The organism is Photobacterium satsumensis, from assembly GCF_050336935.1.
Taxonomy (GTDB): Bacteria; Pseudomonadota; Gammaproteobacteria; order Enterobacterales; family Vibrionaceae; genus Photobacterium; species Photobacterium satsumensis.
On the sequence record NZ_JAKJSK010000007.1, the window covers coordinates 498208 to 516909 of the forward strand.

Consider the following 18702-nt stretch of genomic DNA (forward strand, 5'->3'; position numbering starts at 1 on the left):
TTACGCCAGACCTTTTTTATTGCAAGTAGGTTTTTCTAAATAGCCACTAGTAAATAGTCACTGGTAAAGAGTTATCACGAAATGGCCATCAACTAGCGGGTCGCAAGGTTAATGAAAATTTGTGCGCCAACAAGCGGGGCATGCTCATCAACATAATAAGGGTTAGAGTGAAGGTAGTTACAAATCCCTTGTTCTTTGTTACCTGAGCCCAAGAAGAAGAACGCACCGCGCTTATCAGTTGTCGCATTGACCATGTAGCTAAAGTCTTCACTGCCCGTCATCGGAGATCCGTTGATATTCATCATATCGTTAGGTACAACCTCACCTGCTGCCTGTACCACACGCTGGTAAGCATCAGGATGGTTAATGATTGCAGGATAACCGCAGTACGTCATGGCCGTATTGAAACCACGTAACTTGCTTTGAGCCACGATGGATTCAAAGCTAGCGCGCAGAACCTCATCTGTTTCACTGTCCATAGAACGAATGGTACCGCGAGCTTGCACATTGGCTGCGACCGCATTGGGTACTGTCCCGCCATTGAACATACCGCAGACAAAGACTGCTGGTGAAAACGGATTGGTTTGCTTAGCAACAATGTAGTCCATGTCTTCAACAATACGGGCACCTTCGCGAATGGCATCAAGGCCTTTGTGCGGGGTTGAGCCGTGGGCAGATTTACCTTCGATATCTAAGGTCCAGGCACTACCGTAAGATGACATAATTCCGTTGGTGATACTCACAGAGCCACATTCTAGAGCAGCGTCGTTGTGCAAGGCATAGACTTCACTCACACCGTCCATGCAGCCAAGTTCGACCATCTTGTTGGCACCATCAACACGCATATCTTCTTCAGCCATTTGGAAGATAAAACGAACGTTGTGCTTCAACTCAGTGGTGTAGGATGACAGGTATTTTGCTGCTGTCAGTGCTGTTGCCATATGGACATCATGGCCACAGTTATGAGCTCTACCAGCGTGCTGCGAGGTAAATTCGTTGTCGGTCAGGTCATCCATTTCAAGGGCATCCATATCAGCACGGAATGCAACCATGTTGAAAGACTCATCAACAATCAAATCAGCAATAAAACCGGTGTAACCCTCATAAGTCGTGATTGAATAGCCACACTCACTCATGATGTTTTGGCAGTACGCCGATGTTTTGTACTCTTCACCCGACAGCTCAGGGATCTGATGCAGCTCTTGGCGTGCATTGATGCTGAATGTTGATAGTTCAAGTAGCTTATTATCAAAGTTAAAGCGAGACAGCATTAGATAATCCCTTTCATGGAGAAGCCGACTTGTGCAATTAATGATGCGCCAAGGAAACAGCTAGTTGATACAACAAGGAAGAGTACTATGACTTTCCAAGATAGCTTTTTCAGCTCTTCCATCTTCCCGCCAACAGATAAACCTGCGAAAGCGAGCAACGGAACCGTACAAGACAAGAACTGAACTTTACCGATTGAATCTAGGAAGAAAGTTCTTACGGCCGTTTCTGGTAAACAAATCAAAATACCGATGATAGTCGCATAAGCAAAAGTCGGTAGCGGTGACTTAATGTAGTTCTTTGCCACCAGAGATAGAAACACCACAATCGACATTGCGATGAAGCTGTCCCACATATTAAAGAAGCTGATCCCAGACGTTAGCGTTTGTGTGAACATGGCTAGCAAAAGAGCCAGGAACACAAACTTCATATCATTAAGCACCGACTGCATTTTGCACCTCTTTTTTCTGACAAATTTTGTAAACGAATTCTGCTAGTGGGATACCGATGAATGTTAGCGATAGTGCCCCTAATACAGATGAAAGAAGGTTAGATGCCGCTGCAATACTTAGTGCTTGCTGGGCCATTTCTGGTGATAAGCTGCTTACTAGCGAACCTGATGCGGCACTTAGCATAGAGCCACTACCTACACCGGTACCTGCTGCAAGAGCAAGAGGATGGATACCTGTTAGCGGACCAACACTACCAAGAACACTGAACCACAATGTACCGATGACAGAACCACACAGATAAATTGCTAATACCCCAATGTATTCTTTGGTGCCTGTACCATATTTACCCTGAATAACCGCAATTGACGGTTCACGGCTGATCGATGAACATGCACCGATAGCTTCACGTCCCATGCCAAATTTAACTGCGAGCGGGATAGCGATCAGAATGGGTAGTAGGTTGCCAAGCTCTTGGAAGATCAGTGGAATACCGGCATCAATAATGATGTCGAGGTTCGGGATGATCATACCCGCATATTGCGTGCCGAGAACCAGCAAGCAGAAGCCAACCATTTTAGATGAAAATGATTCTTCCTCTTCTGTGAACGTTTTTCCCCAGGCGCTAATTTTATTTCGTACAGGATTCAAAGAAATAACCATTCCGATGGTTACTGCAAATAGCATTGGTAATATAGCAATATTTATTTCACCAATTGATATGGACTTTGTGCCTATAACAACTTGTGCAATGAATATTACAGCCATCGCTATAATAGTTGTTATTGCAACTACTTTAATAGGTGAGCGATTACTCATAGGTGTCTACCTTGTTAGTTATTTTTCGATGCTGATATTACTGTTAGTAGAAATATAAAGTGTGAGATAAGTCGCCTTTGATGAGACTTAAAAGTTATTACTTATTTGTTTTTTTTTGCACTTAAACCAAATGGTAACAAGGGCTACTATGTTGATGAACATATGATGCGTAAAGCATTATACCTTAACGTAAAATCAACACTAAAATTAAGGTTATAGTGCTGGGTTTCATTAAATTAATTTAGTTGTAACCTTTTCTTGCTCGTTTTGTTTACTTTTTTAAAACAAAACGGGCTTAATATTAGACGCTTGATATAAACGTTATCTAAGCCCATAAAGGCCAGCGTTAGAGAGTTGATGTTAGTCAAATATTGTGCATTTAATTAAATGAATCATGTTGAAAAATTTAGAGGCATACTGATTAATTCAATAACATTATTTATTACCAGGACATAAATAGGTATGTAACGGAGGCTGGAAGTAATGGCGGGATTTAATCTGAAAACAAAAGCGTATCAAAATAATTTATGGATATTATGAAAACGATTCATTGCGACTTTCGTTACCTAAACAAAAGCCGTTGCTCTGCAACGGCTTCCTTTCTTATGCTGACTGTATTTTTATTTTATTATTTATTACTTTTGTTGATAGCTTTACGAAGCCAGTAATCTGCGCTGACATAACGGCCACCACCGAAGAAGAACAGGACAAGCAACATCACGAAGTAAGTAATTGAGAATTCCATACCGTTATTGAGGATCACCGGGTCGCCAAGTTCAGTAATGTAGTTATAACGGCCTGGGAAGTTTTCAGCTAGCCACACAATGAAGTTGTTGAAACGAGCTGCTGATTCCATGTCGTTTGAAGCAATTGCCAACCAACCGTGGCTCCAGTGCACCATGGCACTTGCGACTGTCATCACCACCATCATTGGAATGGAGATTAAGCGAGTAAATAGCCCTAGTGCGATACAAATTAAACCAGAGACTTCAGTGGCTGTGGCTAAAAAGGCTAATAACTCAGGAAAGGGTAGGTTCAAGCCACCTTCAGCTTTTGGTGAGGCGAAGAATTCGACAGTACCGCTGAAACCCATGACCTTTGAATGAGCGCCTTCATAGATCACTGGTAATAGAAATAAGCGGCAACCTAGTAGGGCAATAAAGTCAAAGCGTTTACATTTTTCGAAAATGCCATCAAAGAAGGCTGTGATTTTTCGGATCATGGTAGATCTCCTGATAAGTTATTAAGAGTATTATTGGGCTTTCACTGTTTTTTAGTGACGTTAGCGCTAATCAGCTCTGTTTGATGGAAGTGCTGAATCCAATTAATAATCTGTTCTGTTGATATGTTGGTACTTAAATGAGAACACAGATAGTCAAAAGAAAGCCGTTGATTTTGGCAAAGTACTGCCAGTAACAATCTATCGTTAATATTCAATGGTTGAGACAGAACTTGGTGCGACGAATTTCTATATACGGCGTAAGCAACTAGTGACTCATGTTCATTGATAAATTGAATATCATTGTTTGAAACGTTAAACGGGACTTCTATAAGCTGCAGTGTTGGGTTTATCTCAATATCACAGTTTGACAACATGCTTTGTGATGAAATATCTGAACCTGCCACTGTTGTGACTGGAACAACCTCTGTATTTATTTCTGCATTGAAAATAACCCACTCATATTCCAGTAAGGCGATGAGTTTCGGCTCTAAAGCATGATTTCCTGACTGCATGAATCGAACAAATTCGGTTGCTATATGGTGGAACTCAGGCTCCAACGCTTGGCTATTGTGCAAAAAGTCACGACACCATACTTCCAGTGCAGGTTCAGACGCATATTGACTGAACAAAGGAAATGTTTGGCTGATCACACTGCTGACATTACCTTTTACCAAGTCATGATATTGCGCAATACTTTTTACCTTAGGGGCGTTTATATGACGCACACCATCAGCAAATGTTTGCATTAATACTTTCATATTATTGGGTGGACAGTGCATATTGATCTCTTTTACTTCAGTGTTACTCGCTTATTTACGCCATTGCACAACGATGAATATTGTTTAGCTCTTGCGTTAGATCTTCTAGCGAGGGGACAAAATGATCTCGTTCTAATAGCATTGCTCTAGGTCCGTGATAATCTATAACGCTTTTTGCAAGGTCTATGACATCTTTAGTGACTTCTTTACCATGGGTATCCAGTAAAGAGTTGTCATCTTGCTTAAGGTGTCCTGCAATATGAAAATAACAAATGGCTTCAGATGGCAGGCCCTTAATCATCTCTAAAGCATCGTACTGATGATTGTTAGCATTGACATAAGCGTTATTAATATCTAATAAAAGCTCGCAGTTTGTTTTTTCAACTAACAAGGAAAAAAACTCTGCTTCTGGCATTTCATCCGGATAGTTGTAGTAATAAGATATATTTTCCAGTACCAAAGGACGCTGCAATATATCTTGCACGGTGTTTATGCGATCTGATAAATACATCAGGTTTTCTTTGTGTCTTGGTATCGGCAAAAGATCGTAGAGATAGCCGTTTTGATCACGAGAAAAACTTAAATGCTCACTATAGATATCGATATTGTAGCGGTCGAGAAAACCGCCAACTTGTTTAATGAAATCTATATTCAGCGGTTGTGCGTCACCAATAGATAAACTTAAACCATGTGCAACGAGAGGGTATTTTTCTGCGATACACTCAAGTGCTTGTTGTTTAACGCCACCAATATTCATCCAGTTTTCCGGTGCCAATTCGAGAAAATCAATCCCATCATGGCTCGGTTGTTGGCAAAGAATATCCATATGCTCGTTGCGAAGACCAATCCCTTTAGATAAAGGTGTTATTGTCCGCATAACCCACCCGCACATTTGCCTGGTTGAGCGACATTGGCTTTTGCTGGCGCTAAGCCTTGGCCTGATATGCCACATTTACCATCACGCGATCGAACGAGTTTGTCTTGTGGGTCTGAGTTAAGCTCAACTTTAGCGAAGATTTTTTCAGTACCACATTTACCACTGGCACACTTACCGCCGTTGTTGCTGCTGGGTGCGCTTACTACTGGCTTGCTCGCATTAGTAGCACTGTCCTGAGGAGAAGCTTGCACTGCGGCAGTATTTAAAGCCAGTACAGATGTCATTGCGATAGAAAGGGCGATTTTATTGTTCATTGCTTTGCTCCGTAATAGAACTCATTGGGTAACTTGATAGATCGCGACCAGCGAAAACTGGGCCGCTGTAGTATTTTTTAACAATCTCGATATCTTCATCTTTTAATGCTAAGCCTCGGCCCATCCAGTGGTTAAGAACCAACATTTTAGGGTTCACCGCCTGGGCGATTTTGCCGACAGCCGAAGGGGTAGCATGCATAAATGCAGAGATTGCATCTGCGTTTTCATCGATGGCCATTGGCATCACCAGCATGTCAGCCCCTTTAGCAAATTCGATAAAGCTTTCATCGGTGCCGTTTTGGTCAGCTGAGATCACCATAACGCCTTTGTCAGATTCGATACGGTAGGCGACAGTCGGTACGTCACCGTGTGGGATCCCTTGGGCGTAAATAGTTAGGCCATCATCTTCGTAGACTTTTGTGCCCGTTTTTTTGTGGAAGTCCACGTCTTGGATTGATACAGGGAACAAGCCATCGCTGCCGTCATAAATACCGTTTAGGTAAGCATATGCGCCGGAGTCATGGTTGAATTGGGCATCCATGTAGTTGGTTAGGCTAGGAAAAGCCCCTTCTCCTGTTGGGCCCGCAATTGCCAGAGTTGAAGAACGGTCGAAGAAGTAGCCACCTTTTAGCAGAGCTGGCAAATCAGTCACGTGGTCGGTGTGGAAGTGCGTCACGCCCAGGAAGTCCAGCTCTTCCATGCGCGAACCTGATTGTCCGAAGCGTAAGTAAACGCCTGCACCGGCATCGATAAGGATTTTGGATTTACCCTTCCACCAGATCACTTCACCTGAAGATGCGCGTACATCATCGGTAATAGGGCCTCCCGAGCCAAGTAATTGTAGGGTAAAATCAGTATCTAGCGGTTTAAGGGGAATGGCGTAAGACATACTTGAAGCAATAGATAAACCTGTCGCAACAAGCAGTGTTTTCAGTTTAAATTTCATAGCGCATACCTTTTAGTTCAACATGGCTTTGTGTAGACATACAATAAGTGTGGTTTTATTGATGCTGGTCAAAGCGTGGGGCTAAGATAAGAGATATGGGTTATTAAGTATATTTGATTGTATTTAATTGCCCGTTAACATCTCCTTAATCTGTTTCACATTCATTGAGTTTGCTAATACCGATATGATTTTCTGTTGGCTGAAAAAATAAAAAACTCGCCAAAAGGCGAGTTTTTTATTCAGCATGAATGTTCTTTCTATAAAATATTACCGAGTTTTATTTATAGAGCATGAACTCACGCTATGTTGACACTCATACTTTTTAAAGTATTAGTCTTTTTTCCAGTTTCGCTCATTGCGTTCCATACGGAATCCGTTTTGAATTCCGATGTAGCTGGCGAAAGCCAAACCAATAACCCAGGCTGCATACCACATAATAGATGCTCCTTAATACAAAGTTGTTTTATTCTCTTCGATGTAATTCTTGTCAATACGGCCGAACATTTTGCGATAGCACCACAAGGTGTAGCCGAGAATGACGGGCACCATGATGACTGATATCAACGCAACAATTCCCAGCGTCTTTTCACTCGAGGTTGCATCCCATATTGTCAGGCTGTGAGATGGGTTGATACTCGATGGAATGATGAACGGGAATAGTGCGATACCCGCAGTCAGTATGATACTGGTCACCGTTATGCTCGACAGCGCGAATGCAGTACCGTCTTTTTGTTTTTTCGCTGATAGCGCTGTAAAGATCGGTGCAATCACTGCCAGTGCCGGAATGATCCAAAGAACCGGATAGTGGTTGAAGTTCTGGAACAAGCCGTGGGCTACAGTGATAACCTCTTTGTTCAGTGGGTTAGCTGCTGCATCTGTGGCTATCGCACTGGTAATTTGGTAACCGTCTAGGTTGTAAGCCCAAATTCCTGCGATGACATAGAGTGCTGCTGTGACAATGGCCGACAACTCACTCAATGCACAGGCTCTGGTATGTAGAGAGCCGGTGGTTTTCATTTGTAGCCATGTCGTGCCTTGGGTCAGAATCATGCTGAGGCTAAGTAAACCACATAGCAGGGCAAATGGGTTCAGAAGTCCCCAGAAGCTGCCTTTGTAGCTTGTCATCAGCAGGTCATTTAATACAAATGGAACACCTTGCATTAAGTTACCGAAGGCGACGCCAAAAATGATAGTCGGAATCAAACCACCGACAACCAAGGCCTTGTCGCAAACCTCACGCCAGACTGGGCTATCGATCTTTGAGCGGTAATCAAAGCCTAGCGGGCGTAGCCATAACGATGCCAGGGCAAGGAGCATCGCGAAATAAAACCCAGAGAAAGAGACCGCGTAGACCAGAGGCCATACGGCGAAGATAGCACCGCCAGCGGTAACCAACCAAACTTGGTTACCGTCCCAGTGAGGGCCGACGGAGTTGATCATGATGCGGCGATCGGTTTCATTTCTCCCTAGGACAGGGAGCAGAATACTGACCCCCATATCGAAGCCATCGGTGACAGCGAAGCCAATAAGCAACAGGCCAACAATCACCCAGGCGAGGCATCGCAGTGTTTCGTAATCAATCATAATAACATTCCTTAGTGGCTAGTTGCTGAAGTCAGCGCTCGGTCTTCGGACTGGTTCTCAAAGTGGTAACGACCTGTTTTGAGAGCACTTGGCCCAAGTTTGGCGTAGCGGACCATCAGGAATGATTCAATGATCAGGAATATGGTGTACAGCACGTAAACCATGGCGATGGAAAGCATGATCTGGCCAGGTTCAAGCTGGGAGGCTGCCATATTAACCGGCAGTACTTCACCAACGGCCCAAGGCTGGCGGCCGTATTCAGCGACAATCCAACCCGCTTGGCTCGCAATCCATGGCAGTGGCATCGAGATAAGGGCCAGTTTGAGCAACCATCTTTTCTGCGGCAGGGACTCACGACAGCTATACCATGTTGCCAAGGCAAACAGCATAACCATCAGCATGCCGCAACCAACCATAATCCTGAAGCTCCAGAATAGTGGTGCAACTTGCGGGATAGTGTCTTCGGTTGCTTGCTTGATCTGTGCTTCGGTCGCATCGACCACAGAGTTGGTATAAGACTTCAGCAGTAACCCATAACCGAGATCTTTTTTAACTTCGTTGAAGGCTTGGATATCGTCCTGGGTGTGGAATCCGCTACGCAGTTTCTCCAGTAGGCCATAGGCAACCATACCATTGCGGATCCTAGCCTCGTTTTGCTTCATCAGGTCATCGATACCCATGACTTGTTCGTCAAACGAGCGGGTTGCAATGATGCCCATAAGGTAAGGGATCTTAATGGCGTAGTCGGTTTCCTTGGTTTCTTGGTTAGGGAAGCCAAACAGGGTGAAGGAGGCAGGCGCTTCTTCGGTATGCCATTCGGCCTCAATCGCTGCCAGTTTGACTTGCTGTACGTCACCAAGTTCGTAACCAGACTCATCACCCAGTAGCAATGTACCTAGGATAGCGGTCAGGCCGAATGCCGCGGCAACCGCAAATGAGCGGCGAGCGAAGGTGATATCACGTCGTTTTAGCAGGTAGAAGGCACTGATGGCCATAACAAACATAGCGCCTGTCGTGTAACCGCCGGCGACCGTGTGCAAGAATTTAACTTGAGTGACTGGGTTGAAAACGACTTCGACAAAGTCGGTCATTTCCATGCGCATGGTTTCAAAATTGAACTCTGCACCGACCGGATTTTGCATCCAGCCGTTGGCCATCAAAATCCATAGGCCGGAAAAGTTCGACCCCAGGGCTGTGAGCCAAGTGATAGCTAAATGCTGGCGCTTGGATAGCCTGTCCCAACCGAAGAAGAAAAGACCGACAAGGGTCGACTCTAAGAAGAATGCAACAAGTGCTTCGATAGCGAGTGGTGCACCAAAAATATCCCCGACATAATGGGAGTAATATGACCAGTTCGTCCCGAACTGGAACTCCATGGTGAGGCCGGTAGCAACACCAATCGCAAAGTTAATCCCGAATAATTTCCCCCAGAATTTGGTCATGTCTTTGTATATTTGCTGGCCTGTAATGACATACATGGTTTCCATGATTGCCAGCAATACGACTAGCCCTATGGTTAAGGGCACGAAAATAAAATGGTACAGCGCCGTCGTGGCGAACTGTATCCGCGATAGTTCGGCTACTTCGTTGAGCATGATTTCCTCCCCGCCAGGCTGATTGACGGAATATTCTTTATAGTTTTGGGTTTGTTCTATTTGTTGAGCGACAGATAGAGCGGAGGAATGGTAATGCTGACTTCAGGTTAAGGGTAGTCAAACATATATAATTACGGGTTAAGTACACCTTAACGCGGTGCTGAGGAGAGGGGTAAATACGTAACGGGAGAAAAAAGAAAGCTACAAAAGTAGCTTTCTTACTCGGTATCAAATCGGATAGAGCGTTAGCGGTGATTCAATTCGCTTAACTTCGCACCAACACCCTGCGAATAGGCACGTTTATAGTATTCGTCCCAGTTGATTGACCAGTACATCACACCACCAAAGTTATCGTAACGCGTTGAAGGTACAACAGTGCTGCAGTTTGTACCTAGCACCAAGCAATCTAGAGCCTTATTCGTATCTTCAATGGTTGCTTGGCCGCTGCCTGCCGCTTTTGCACCCGATGGCAGGCCAATCGAGACTTGATCGTCTCGAAGTGGCGCAAAGTTCGGGCCGTTGCCATAGGCAGTTTGGAAGCCTTCAATGAGCATTTTTTGGGCGGCAACCATCATATCGACAGAGCCTGCAGGAGCTGTTCCACCATATGGGTGCTCCAATCCACCGTTGTTGTAGAGCTGAACATGCAGTAAATCAAGCATATCGCGGGTCTCGTCGATCACCGGTAGGTATGCTCCCCATACACTTCCGTTAGCGATGCTGACATAGCCACCCTGAACATAAGGATGCTCTGGGGCCATGGTGAGGTATAAATCCCTGCCCAGCTTATCTTGGATACTACGCAATGCGCGCGGTAGGCGCTTTTGAATCTCTGAACCGTTAACGAGCCCTGAGCCGCTTTCGTAGTCCACATCCAAGCCATCAAATCCCCATTCTTGAACAATGGCCGTCAGACTGTCTACGAAGGCTTGCTCTGAGGCATCGTTGTTGAGGATGATTGTCCCCTCAGCCCCGCCCAGTGATAGCACGACTTTGCGGCCATCAGCTTGTAGCGCCTGAATGTCTTGCTTGAAGCGCACTGCATCAATGGCAGGACAGCCGCCATCGCCTGAGAACAGGTTGAAGTAGTTGGTTCCGGGAGCTGAGTGGCTAGTATCAGCAAAGGCAATATCTATTACATCCCACTCTGTTGGGATATCGCTCAGGTTCATTGGGCAGACTGAACCGTTCACGAAGTTGTGCCAATAGCCGACAAGCTTGTGCTTATTCTCGGTCGATAATGTTACGCTGAACGGAACAGCACTTGAGAGCTCCTCATTGCCACTGCTATCAATCGCTTTTGCTTGGGCTTGGTAATCACCGGCGGCTTCAGAACTCCACGTCGCTGTATAAGGCGCCTGTTGATCGGTGGCAACCACTTTACCATTCACCAGAAACTCAACTTGGTTGATATCTGATTGGAAGGATTTAGCATCTGCTGTCATTTCTACTGGAGCACCAATGCTAAAGCGAGTACCTGCGGTCGGTTTTGTCAGCTCAACGACCAAAGCTTGGTCGGTGACGGTCACTTGCTGGGCAGTCTCACCCTCAGCATTGTCAGTATCTGTGGCGATGGCCTTGAGCGCAACACTACCAGTATTGACTGGGGTCCACTCAAGCTGGTAATGATTGCCATCGGCAATGCCATTACCGATTAACTGGCTGTCGACAAAGAACTGCACTTTAGCAATATCGAAGTCACCGGCCGTTGCCTTGACAATTAAGTGGGTTGGAATGCCGGCTAATAGCGTTTCGCCTGCTGCTGGTGATGTAAAACTGAGCTCAGGAGCCGTGCCGCAGTCTCCTTCAAACTTCCAGGCATCTTCCCAGTGCGCACCAATTCCCGGCTCGTAAGCCCAGGCTGCGCCACCACACCAGCCTGGGATCTGACAACTATACTGGTTGTCGTTGTTAGTGACGAGCTGGCCTTGCGTATAACTTTCCCCTTCATTATAGGCAGGGAGATCTTTACAGCTACCGCCCGGTTGATTGCCGTTGACGGTAAAGCTGACAGATTCTGTTTTGGTGCTCTGTTGGTTGTTGTCAACCGCTTGTGCATAGACGGCGTGGCTACCTGCAGTTGAGGTCCAGCGGTGCTCGTAGGGGGCAGTGGTATCATTTCCGACAAGGGTATTATTTAGGTAAAACTCAACCCGTTCGATACTGCTGTGCTCACTGCTGGCATCAGCAGAGAAAGTCACTATGTCACCTTCATCGAACGTGCTACCTGAGCCTGGTGAGGTTAAGCTCACTTCTGGAGGTAAAGCAACATCGCTGTCGACAATGACGATATTTACCAGACTGGATTCAGTCATGTTGTCGATATTGGTCGCTTTTACTGTAATAACTGTCTGACCGAGTTGGGTTGGTGTCCACTGGGTCGAGAAGGGCTCTTGTTTAATAATGGCGACAGATTCGCCATTCGCCAAAAACTCAACTGCTTTGATCTCCGAGTTTTTACTATTTACTTCGGCAGCCAGTAAAATGGTCTTATCTAAAACAAATTGGCCGCCACCTTGAGGGGAAGTTATATTAATAGTTGGTGGCTGCGGCGCACCGGTTTCACATTGTCCGAGTAAACTCCATTCTTGATATTGACCAGAAAACTCATCGGGGGCACTACCTCGCGACCACCAATTGGCAAGATAAGCATGGTTTAGGTGCTGAACGTTGGCACCACCGCTATAGGCAGTATCACTATTCCAAACTTCTAGACCTGAGCAGTCGTATTCTGTAGCGAAAACATGGGGCGATAACAAGGAGGCTATAATGCCTACAAGGGGTATTTTTTTCATTGTAAATCCTTTTTAATGGTTGGATTATTTACCTGTTGTCTAAATTTTTAATAATGCAATTTAAATATTATCGATGTCTTGAATGATATATTTATACCTTTTTGTCATTAAGTGGAAGCAAAATTAAGCTGTAATAATACTTGCATAAATATTATCGGTTGTTGTTGTGATCTGCTCCCAAGAATATAATTGCCTGTCATTTGTTGTAATATTCTGGTTCTACCAGTAAGTAATCATTTTTTGTGTTCAAAGTACTTAGATATAACGATATGAATGCTATTTCTTTCGGGTATGAGTCTGTTTTCTGCAATCGCTAGTTTAAAATGTATAATTATTAATAGATATCGGAATAAATAATGCCACTGCTTATGTTAACTGTTTTTGTTATTTCTTTGATGAATGCTTTGGGCTGCCAGTATTTTGACATTATGACTTTTAATGTTCATGGCTCGTTAGTGGAAGCGAGAGGGATAGGAAAAGAATTAGGAATGGGAGGGGCGACGAAATTAACGGTGGATCATGCCAATAAAAGAAAGCTACCATCGGTAGCTTTCTATGATTAGTTAAGCCAAGTGTCATGACTTTGGTTTTGGTGGTTAATTATGGGTAACTCGGTGGTGTTGGAAGCAAATAGTAAGGGTAGTCTGGCTCACCGTTATTCTTGATACCATGTTCAAAGGCGATGCCTTCAATTTGGACATCCCCTAAGTCACCATATGTTTCATCAATAACATCTTGAGCATCAATCCAAATAGTTATCTTACCGTATGGGGTTATCTTGAAGACGTTGCCCCCCTGGTAGTTCGAACCATCACCTTGAGCATTGTTATGGTTACTTGCGTAAAGGTTACCTTCATCGTCGTAGGCTAATCCGCCTTCCATATCGACTTGGCCATTGTTTTTAACGATCAGTTCCCACTCGGTAACTAAGGTTTTAACATTACCTTTTTTGTCGATGTTATAGATGAAGTGGGCACTTGAATCATCAGCAAGGGTAATATCACCGTTATCTTTTCTGGTCATAAACCCATCAGGGTCATCGAAGGCTCGAGCATCTTTTAATGTACCGGTCAGTATGTCTTTTGGTTTGATTGTGTCGTAGTAGCCATTGGTGATGTTGAACTCTACTTCGTTGTTTTTGAAGTCACCACCAAAGATAAACACCCAAGGTGATTTAATCGTACCTGTACCTTTTACTTGAACGTCATCTTTATTCAGATGCGTTTTGCTAACTAATTCATTTTTGACATCTTCGGGGCTATCTCCAACATTTAATGTGACATAGCCAATTTCAACATCCGGGTTGCCGCTGAACGAACTTCCACTGGCTGCCTTGACAACCACATTAAATTTTATTTTTCCATAATATGCATCTGTTCCTAAAGCTTCGATATGGTTTTGACCCTCGACGGCTTCTTTGGGTGAAGTGTTTTCACTTGGGCTATTTTCTTTTATTAATTGTGCTTCTGCATAGGAAAGGTTGTAGGAGTTAATACTGATCAGGCGGTAGCCTTCTGGGTCATTAAATACCCAAGGAGTACCAATTGTTCCGCGACCTTCAACTTTGGCAGGCACATACAATGTTTGCTGGATGATCTGAGCTAATTGCGCTGGTGTTGCATCCCATGGAATCGGTGGGGTGGTTTTCTGTGGTGGGTAATACCCTTCATCTTCTTCAAAGGTCAGCTTAAAGGTTCCTGATATGTTAGCGGGTTTATACGGCGCGTAGTAATTACCTGGATAATATCTTTCGTAAGAAGGGTAGGGGTTAGTTTTATCATTAATAACATATATAGTGTTATCTTTGGAAAGATCAAAGGGATCAACACCAGGACCGCTAGCAAATATTTCAGGGTCACTATACCCATACATATAAGGAATTCGGTAGACAATATTTGGGGTGTCGTCAGAGGCTAGATAGATATACCGTTCGTCTGCTGATATGGCGGGTTGGATATCAAAAATAAAACCATCACCCAGTGCTTCGAAATCTTCTTTTTTGGCAAAACGATAGACATCTCCGGTGACGGGATTAACCTTCAATACGTCATCACTGCCATCATCCCCTACGTATAGTTGGCCATCAATACCCATGACAAGGCCTTCGAAATCAGGGGCAACATTATCGTTGACATCTCTAGCGTCCTGAGAGTCGATGAGAATGGACAGTTCACCATACGGATCTTGCTTTAATAAAAAGTCTTCATCACCGATATAAGGTTGAGAGGCTTCTACACCAAAAATGATTGAACCGTCCGGTAGGGCTACAATGGCTTTACTACTGAAGCTTATGTCATCAAACATTGCTCCAGATTCATTGAGAACTTGTAAAATATCATATTCAGTTATTTTTTCTGTGATTTCTTTTTCGGGTGTGATTTGTAATATACACTCACAATCAACTTCTAGCGCATAAAGGTTTGCTGTCTTCGCTGGTGGTAACAGCTGGTTTTCCGGCGGAGATATTGCGTACGTATTTGCTGCCAATCCAAGGCTAACCCCAAGGGCTACTTTAGTTAGGGTTTTATATGAAATAGCCATGACTTTCACTCTTATTGTTGTGGAGTAAAAAGCATAGATATATTAAAAAGTCTTAATTTATTGACATAAATAAAAAAATACTACAAAGCTCATAGCTAACTGAAATTAAATACAATAAAAAATTGTCATTAATCTTTGCCATTAGTTTATTAATGGTTAATTATCTAGAAACTTGTGTTTCTTATAAGAAAATCATATTAGATTTTAGTTTATTTTAAAACTTAAGAAAAAAGAAAGCCGCCAGGTGGCGGCTTTCTTGAGGTCTTTATGAGCTAAGAGTTAGCCACACTTAGAGTCACCACAGTTCAAACAGGTTTGGCAACCATCTTTGATGATCACGGCCTTGTTATGGCACTTGTAACAAAGTGTCGCACTTGGTGGGAAGCTACCAGATTCCTCTTCGGCTTCTACCTTCTTACCTTCAAGCTCTGCCTTCTTGGCATCAAGGAATGCCTGTTGGTGCTCGTCAACTTCTGGTTTGCCCAGCATACCGATTTCGGTGAGGTGCTGTTCAATCACATTGCCAATCTCAGCAATCAATGAAGGTACATATTTCCCTTTGTTCCAGTAGCCACCTCGTGGGTCAAATACTGAACGAAGCTCTTCAACCAAGAAGGTGCAGTCACCACCTTTACGGAATACCGCTGACATGATGCGGGTAAGCGCAACAATCCACTGGAAGTGTTCCAAACTCTTGGAGTTGATGAACACTTCGAAAGGGCGGCGGACTTCATGCTCAGTCCCTTCATTAAGCACAACGTCATTCACTGTGATAAACAGAGAATGTTCAGAGATATGCTCTGGTGTTTTCAGCTTGTAAGTGGTACCAAGCAGTTTATCTGGGCGCGGCATGTCTTCATGCATGTGCTGTACTTCATATTCAGGTACAACTGGCGCAGCTTGAACAGTTTCTTGTTCTTTACTTTTTACTTTGAAGGCAACAATTTTGCCGTCGATTTTCTTTGTCATTTGTCTTTAACCTATACCTTAAAATTTACCGTAGTAGCCTTCTTTCAAGGCATCATAAAGGTTTGCTGCTGAATGCGTTTCGCCATCGTATTCGATTTGTTCATTACCCTTGGCCTCAAACGTCGAGCCATCTTCAAGGGTGAAAACATAGGTGGTGTTTTCGAGATCTTTCTCTTTCACCAATACGCCTTGGAAGACCTCTGGATTGAAACGGAAGGTCGTACAACCTTTCAGGCCCTTGTCATAGGCATCCATGTAGATGTCTTTGAAGTCTTCAAACGGGAAGTCAGTCGGTACGTTTGCCGTCTTCGAGATGGAAGAGTCAATCCAGCGCTGTGCGGCAGCCTGTACTTCTACGTGCTGGCTTGGCGTGATGTCATCAGCAGTAATGAAGTACTCAGGTAGCTGGCATGCCTCATCGGTAGTGTAAGGCATCGCCTTTTTGTTGATCAGCTTGCGGTACGCCAACAACTCGAAGCTGTAAACGTCGACACTTTCTTTGGTCTTCTTGCCCGGTACAATCACGTTACGGGTATAGTGATGCGCAAAGCTTGGCTCAATACCGTTACTGGCGTTGTTGGCCAGAGACAGGGAGATAGTGCCTGTAGGTGCAATTGAACTATGGTGAGTGAATCGGCAGCCATGCTTAGCGAGATCGTCAACCAGCTTAGGCTCTATTTCGCCGACTTGCTGCATGTAACGGCTGTATTTAGCGTGAAGGACTTTACCTTTCACCTTGTCGCCGACTTTAATACCGTCATTTGCCATCTCAGGGCGTAGACGTAGCATCTTAGCAGTGATTTCGAACTCTTCCTCCATCACTGGCGCTACCCCTTTTTCTTTCGCGAGCTTTAGGCCTTCTTTCCAGCCGGTGATCGCCATTTCTTGCGCGACTTGCTCGGTAAAGGCAACAGAGGCTGCACTGCCGTATTTATGCTTGAGCATGGTCGTGGTTGAACCCAAACCCAGAAAGCCCATACCGTGACGGCGCTTGTTGGTGATCTCGTGGCGTTGCTTCTCAAGTGGAAGCTGGTTGATTTCGACCACGTTATCTAGCATGCGGGTAAAGACAGCGACAACCTTACGGTAGGCATCCCAGTCGAAATGCGCACTATCAGTGAAAGGTTCACGGACAAACTTAGTTAGGTTGACTGAACCAAGCAAGCAAGCACCGTAAGGCGGTAGTGGTTGCTCACCACATGGGTTTGTTGCGCGGATCTCTTCACAGAACCAGTTATTATTCATTTGGTTCACTTTATCAATAAGAATAAAGCCGGGTTCAGCATAGTCGTAAGTGGAGGTCATAATGACATTCCACAGGTTACGGGCAGGCAGCGTGCGGTAGATTTTACATGCAACACGGCCTTCAGCGTCTTCAACCAAGTTATCTTTGCTTGGCCAGTCAGCCCAGGCAATGCTGTCATCGTTGTTCAGATCAAGCTTGTCTTGCTTCGCTTCTTTCGCCGTAATAGGAAAAATAAGTTGCCAAGGTGCATCGTTCTTAACAGCTTCGATGAAGTCTTCGTTGATCAGCAGTGACAGGTTGAACTGGCGCAAGCGGCCATCTTCTCGCTTGGCGCGAATAAATTCGATGACATCTGGGTGGCGGATATCCATGGTGCCCATTTGCGCACCGCGGCGGCCTCCGGCAGAAGAGACGGTGAAACACATCTTGTCATAGATATCCATGAACGAAAGTGGGCCAGATGTGTATGCGCCTGCACCAGAGACAAAAGCACCGCGCGGACGTAGGGTAGAGAAGTCATAGCCGATACCGCAGCCCGCTTTTAGGGTTAGGCCTGCTTCATGCACTTTACCCAGAATATCGTCCATTGAGTCTTCAATGGTGCCAGATACGGTACAGTTAATGGTAGACGTTGCAGGTTTGTGCTCGAATGCGCCTGCATTTGACGTTATACGTCCAGCAGGAATTGCCCCGTTACGGAGTGCCCAAAGAAATTCGTTATACCAATGATCTTTAGCGTCATCTTCTTCTAGTTCTGCCAATGCGCGGGCAACGCGTTTGAAAGTGTCGTCAAGCGTGACATCAATAGCTTCTCCGTGCTTTGATTTCAAACGATACTTACTGTCCCAAATTTCCATTGAAGTGGATTGGTACTCGATATCGACGGCTTGAGAGACTTCCGAAGCGGTTGGGGATTTCGCCATTATGAATGCACCTTACTGTTATCATATTGTGTTGCTGCTTGCTAAAAAAAAGGGTTAGCTACCCTATATATAGCTTACTCACCCAGTTGAGCATGGTGGGTGAAACTCAGCAAGGCGCAGATCAAACCACTAACCCAGCAGATCTTCAAGTCTTGACAAGCCGATTATCGGTCTTTGTAACCAATCGTTAATAGCAGCCTTTTTTATAGATGGATTGGTTGTAAAGGAACTTGGTGAAATGTGATCGAATCGCTCGACGAGTGTTAATTTCACCTTGAGTGAAATTTCTCTAGCGTGTTGATTTTAAAGCCAACGCGGTGGAGTAAACACAATGCAACAAAACGTCGTATTACATGAAAATTATGGCTTGATCTAAAAAAGATGACGATAAAAAA

16 protein-coding genes are annotated in these 18702 nt (G+C 44.6%); 1 reads left to right on the forward strand and 15 read right to left on the reverse strand.

The window, feature by feature from the left end; all coding sequences use genetic code 11:
* Window positions 1–92: 92 nt before the first annotated feature.
* The 12 genes from L4D79_RS13910 to L4D79_RS13965 all read right to left on the reverse strand — a co-directional run bounded on the left by L4D79_RS13910 (window position 93) and on the right by L4D79_RS13965 (window position 12628).
* Complete coding sequence (locus L4D79_RS13910; protein ID WP_428652156.1) at window positions 93–1271, reverse strand: M20 metallopeptidase family protein; 1179 nt, start codon at window positions 1269–1271, stop codon at window positions 93–95.
* A complete protein-coding gene (locus tag L4D79_RS13915) occupies window positions 1271–1720 on the reverse strand; it encodes a hypothetical protein (protein ID WP_428652157.1) in 450 nt (149 codons plus the stop codon). The genes L4D79_RS13910 and L4D79_RS13915 overlap by 1 nt, the downstream gene beginning before the upstream one ends.
* On the reverse strand, window positions 1704–2537 hold the full coding sequence (locus L4D79_RS13920) for a DUF3100 domain-containing protein (protein WP_428652158.1): 834 nt from the start codon (window positions 2535–2537) through the stop codon (window positions 1704–1706). The genes L4D79_RS13915 and L4D79_RS13920 overlap by 17 nt, the downstream gene beginning before the upstream one ends.
* Before the next feature lie 628 nt (window positions 2538–3165).
* A complete protein-coding gene (locus tag L4D79_RS13925; RefSeq protein ID WP_428652159.1) occupies window positions 3166–3759 on the reverse strand; it encodes an HvfX family Cu-binding RiPP maturation protein in 594 nt (197 codons plus the stop codon).
* 41 nt (window positions 3760–3800) lie between these two features.
* On the reverse strand, window positions 3801–4505 hold the full coding sequence (locus tag L4D79_RS13930; RefSeq protein ID WP_428652160.1) for an HvfC/BufC family peptide modification chaperone: 705 nt from the start codon (window positions 4503–4505) through the stop codon (window positions 3801–3803).
* A 67-nt stretch (window positions 4506–4572) separates the two neighbouring features.
* A complete protein-coding gene (locus L4D79_RS13935; protein ID WP_428652161.1) occupies window positions 4573–5394 on the reverse strand; it encodes an MbnB/TglH/ChrH family RiPP precursor modification enzyme in 822 nt (273 codons plus the stop codon).
* Window positions 5382–5708: a hypothetical protein gene (locus L4D79_RS13940; protein WP_428652162.1), complete on the reverse strand. Its 327-nt coding sequence runs from the start codon at window positions 5706–5708 to the stop codon at window positions 5382–5384. The genes L4D79_RS13935 and L4D79_RS13940 overlap by 13 nt, the downstream gene beginning before the upstream one ends.
* Entirely contained in the window at window positions 5698–6654 is a 957-nt protein-coding gene (locus tag L4D79_RS13945) for an MBL fold metallo-hydrolase (RefSeq protein WP_428652163.1), read from the reverse strand. Before L4D79_RS13945 ends, L4D79_RS13940 begins: the two co-directional genes overlap by 11 nt.
* A gap of 330 nt (window positions 6655–6984) precedes the next feature.
* On the reverse strand, window positions 6985–7089 hold the full coding sequence (locus L4D79_RS13950) for a cytochrome bd oxidase small subunit, CydX/CbdX family (RefSeq protein ID WP_428652164.1): 105 nt from the start codon (window positions 7087–7089) through the stop codon (window positions 6985–6987).
* A gap of 12 nt (window positions 7090–7101) precedes the next feature.
* The gene (cydB, locus tag L4D79_RS13955) at window positions 7102–8238 is read right to left on the reverse strand and encodes a cytochrome d ubiquinol oxidase subunit II (protein WP_428652165.1); all 1137 of its coding nucleotides are present in this window, start codon (window positions 8236–8238) and stop codon (window positions 7102–7104) included.
* 11 nt (window positions 8239–8249) lie between these two features.
* Entirely contained in the window at window positions 8250–9833 is a 1584-nt protein-coding gene (locus L4D79_RS13960; protein WP_428652166.1) for a cytochrome ubiquinol oxidase subunit I, read from the reverse strand.
* 245 nt (window positions 9834–10078) lie between these two features.
* Window positions 10079–12628: an Ig-like domain-containing protein gene (locus tag L4D79_RS13965; protein ID WP_428652167.1), complete on the reverse strand. Its 2550-nt coding sequence runs from the start codon at window positions 12626–12628 to the stop codon at window positions 10079–10081.
* A gap of 356 nt (window positions 12629–12984) precedes the next feature.
* Between L4D79_RS13965 and L4D79_RS13970 the strand changes: the two genes are divergently transcribed.
* Window positions 12985–13191 (forward strand): hypothetical protein, encoded by a 207-nt coding sequence (locus L4D79_RS13970; protein ID WP_428652168.1) that lies wholly within the window; start codon window positions 12985–12987, stop codon window positions 13189–13191.
* 37 nt (window positions 13192–13228) lie between these two features.
* Here L4D79_RS13970 and L4D79_RS13975 read toward each other — a convergent pair whose 3' ends face one another.
* The 3 genes from L4D79_RS13975 to L4D79_RS13985 form a co-directional block, all read right to left on the reverse strand.
* A complete protein-coding gene (locus L4D79_RS13975; protein ID WP_428652169.1) occupies window positions 13229–15169 on the reverse strand; it encodes an SMP-30/gluconolactonase/LRE family protein in 1941 nt (646 codons plus the stop codon).
* Between the two features lie 279 nt (window positions 15170–15448).
* Entirely contained in the window at window positions 15449–16138 is a 690-nt protein-coding gene (locus L4D79_RS13980; RefSeq protein WP_428652170.1) for a TSCPD domain-containing protein, read from the reverse strand.
* 18 nt (window positions 16139–16156) lie between these two features.
* Window positions 16157–18307, reverse strand: a complete 2151-nt coding sequence (locus L4D79_RS13985; RefSeq protein WP_428652171.1) for an adenosylcobalamin-dependent ribonucleoside-diphosphate reductase — start codon at window positions 18305–18307, stop codon at window positions 16157–16159.
* Between the last annotated feature and the right edge of the window lie 395 nt (window positions 18308–18702).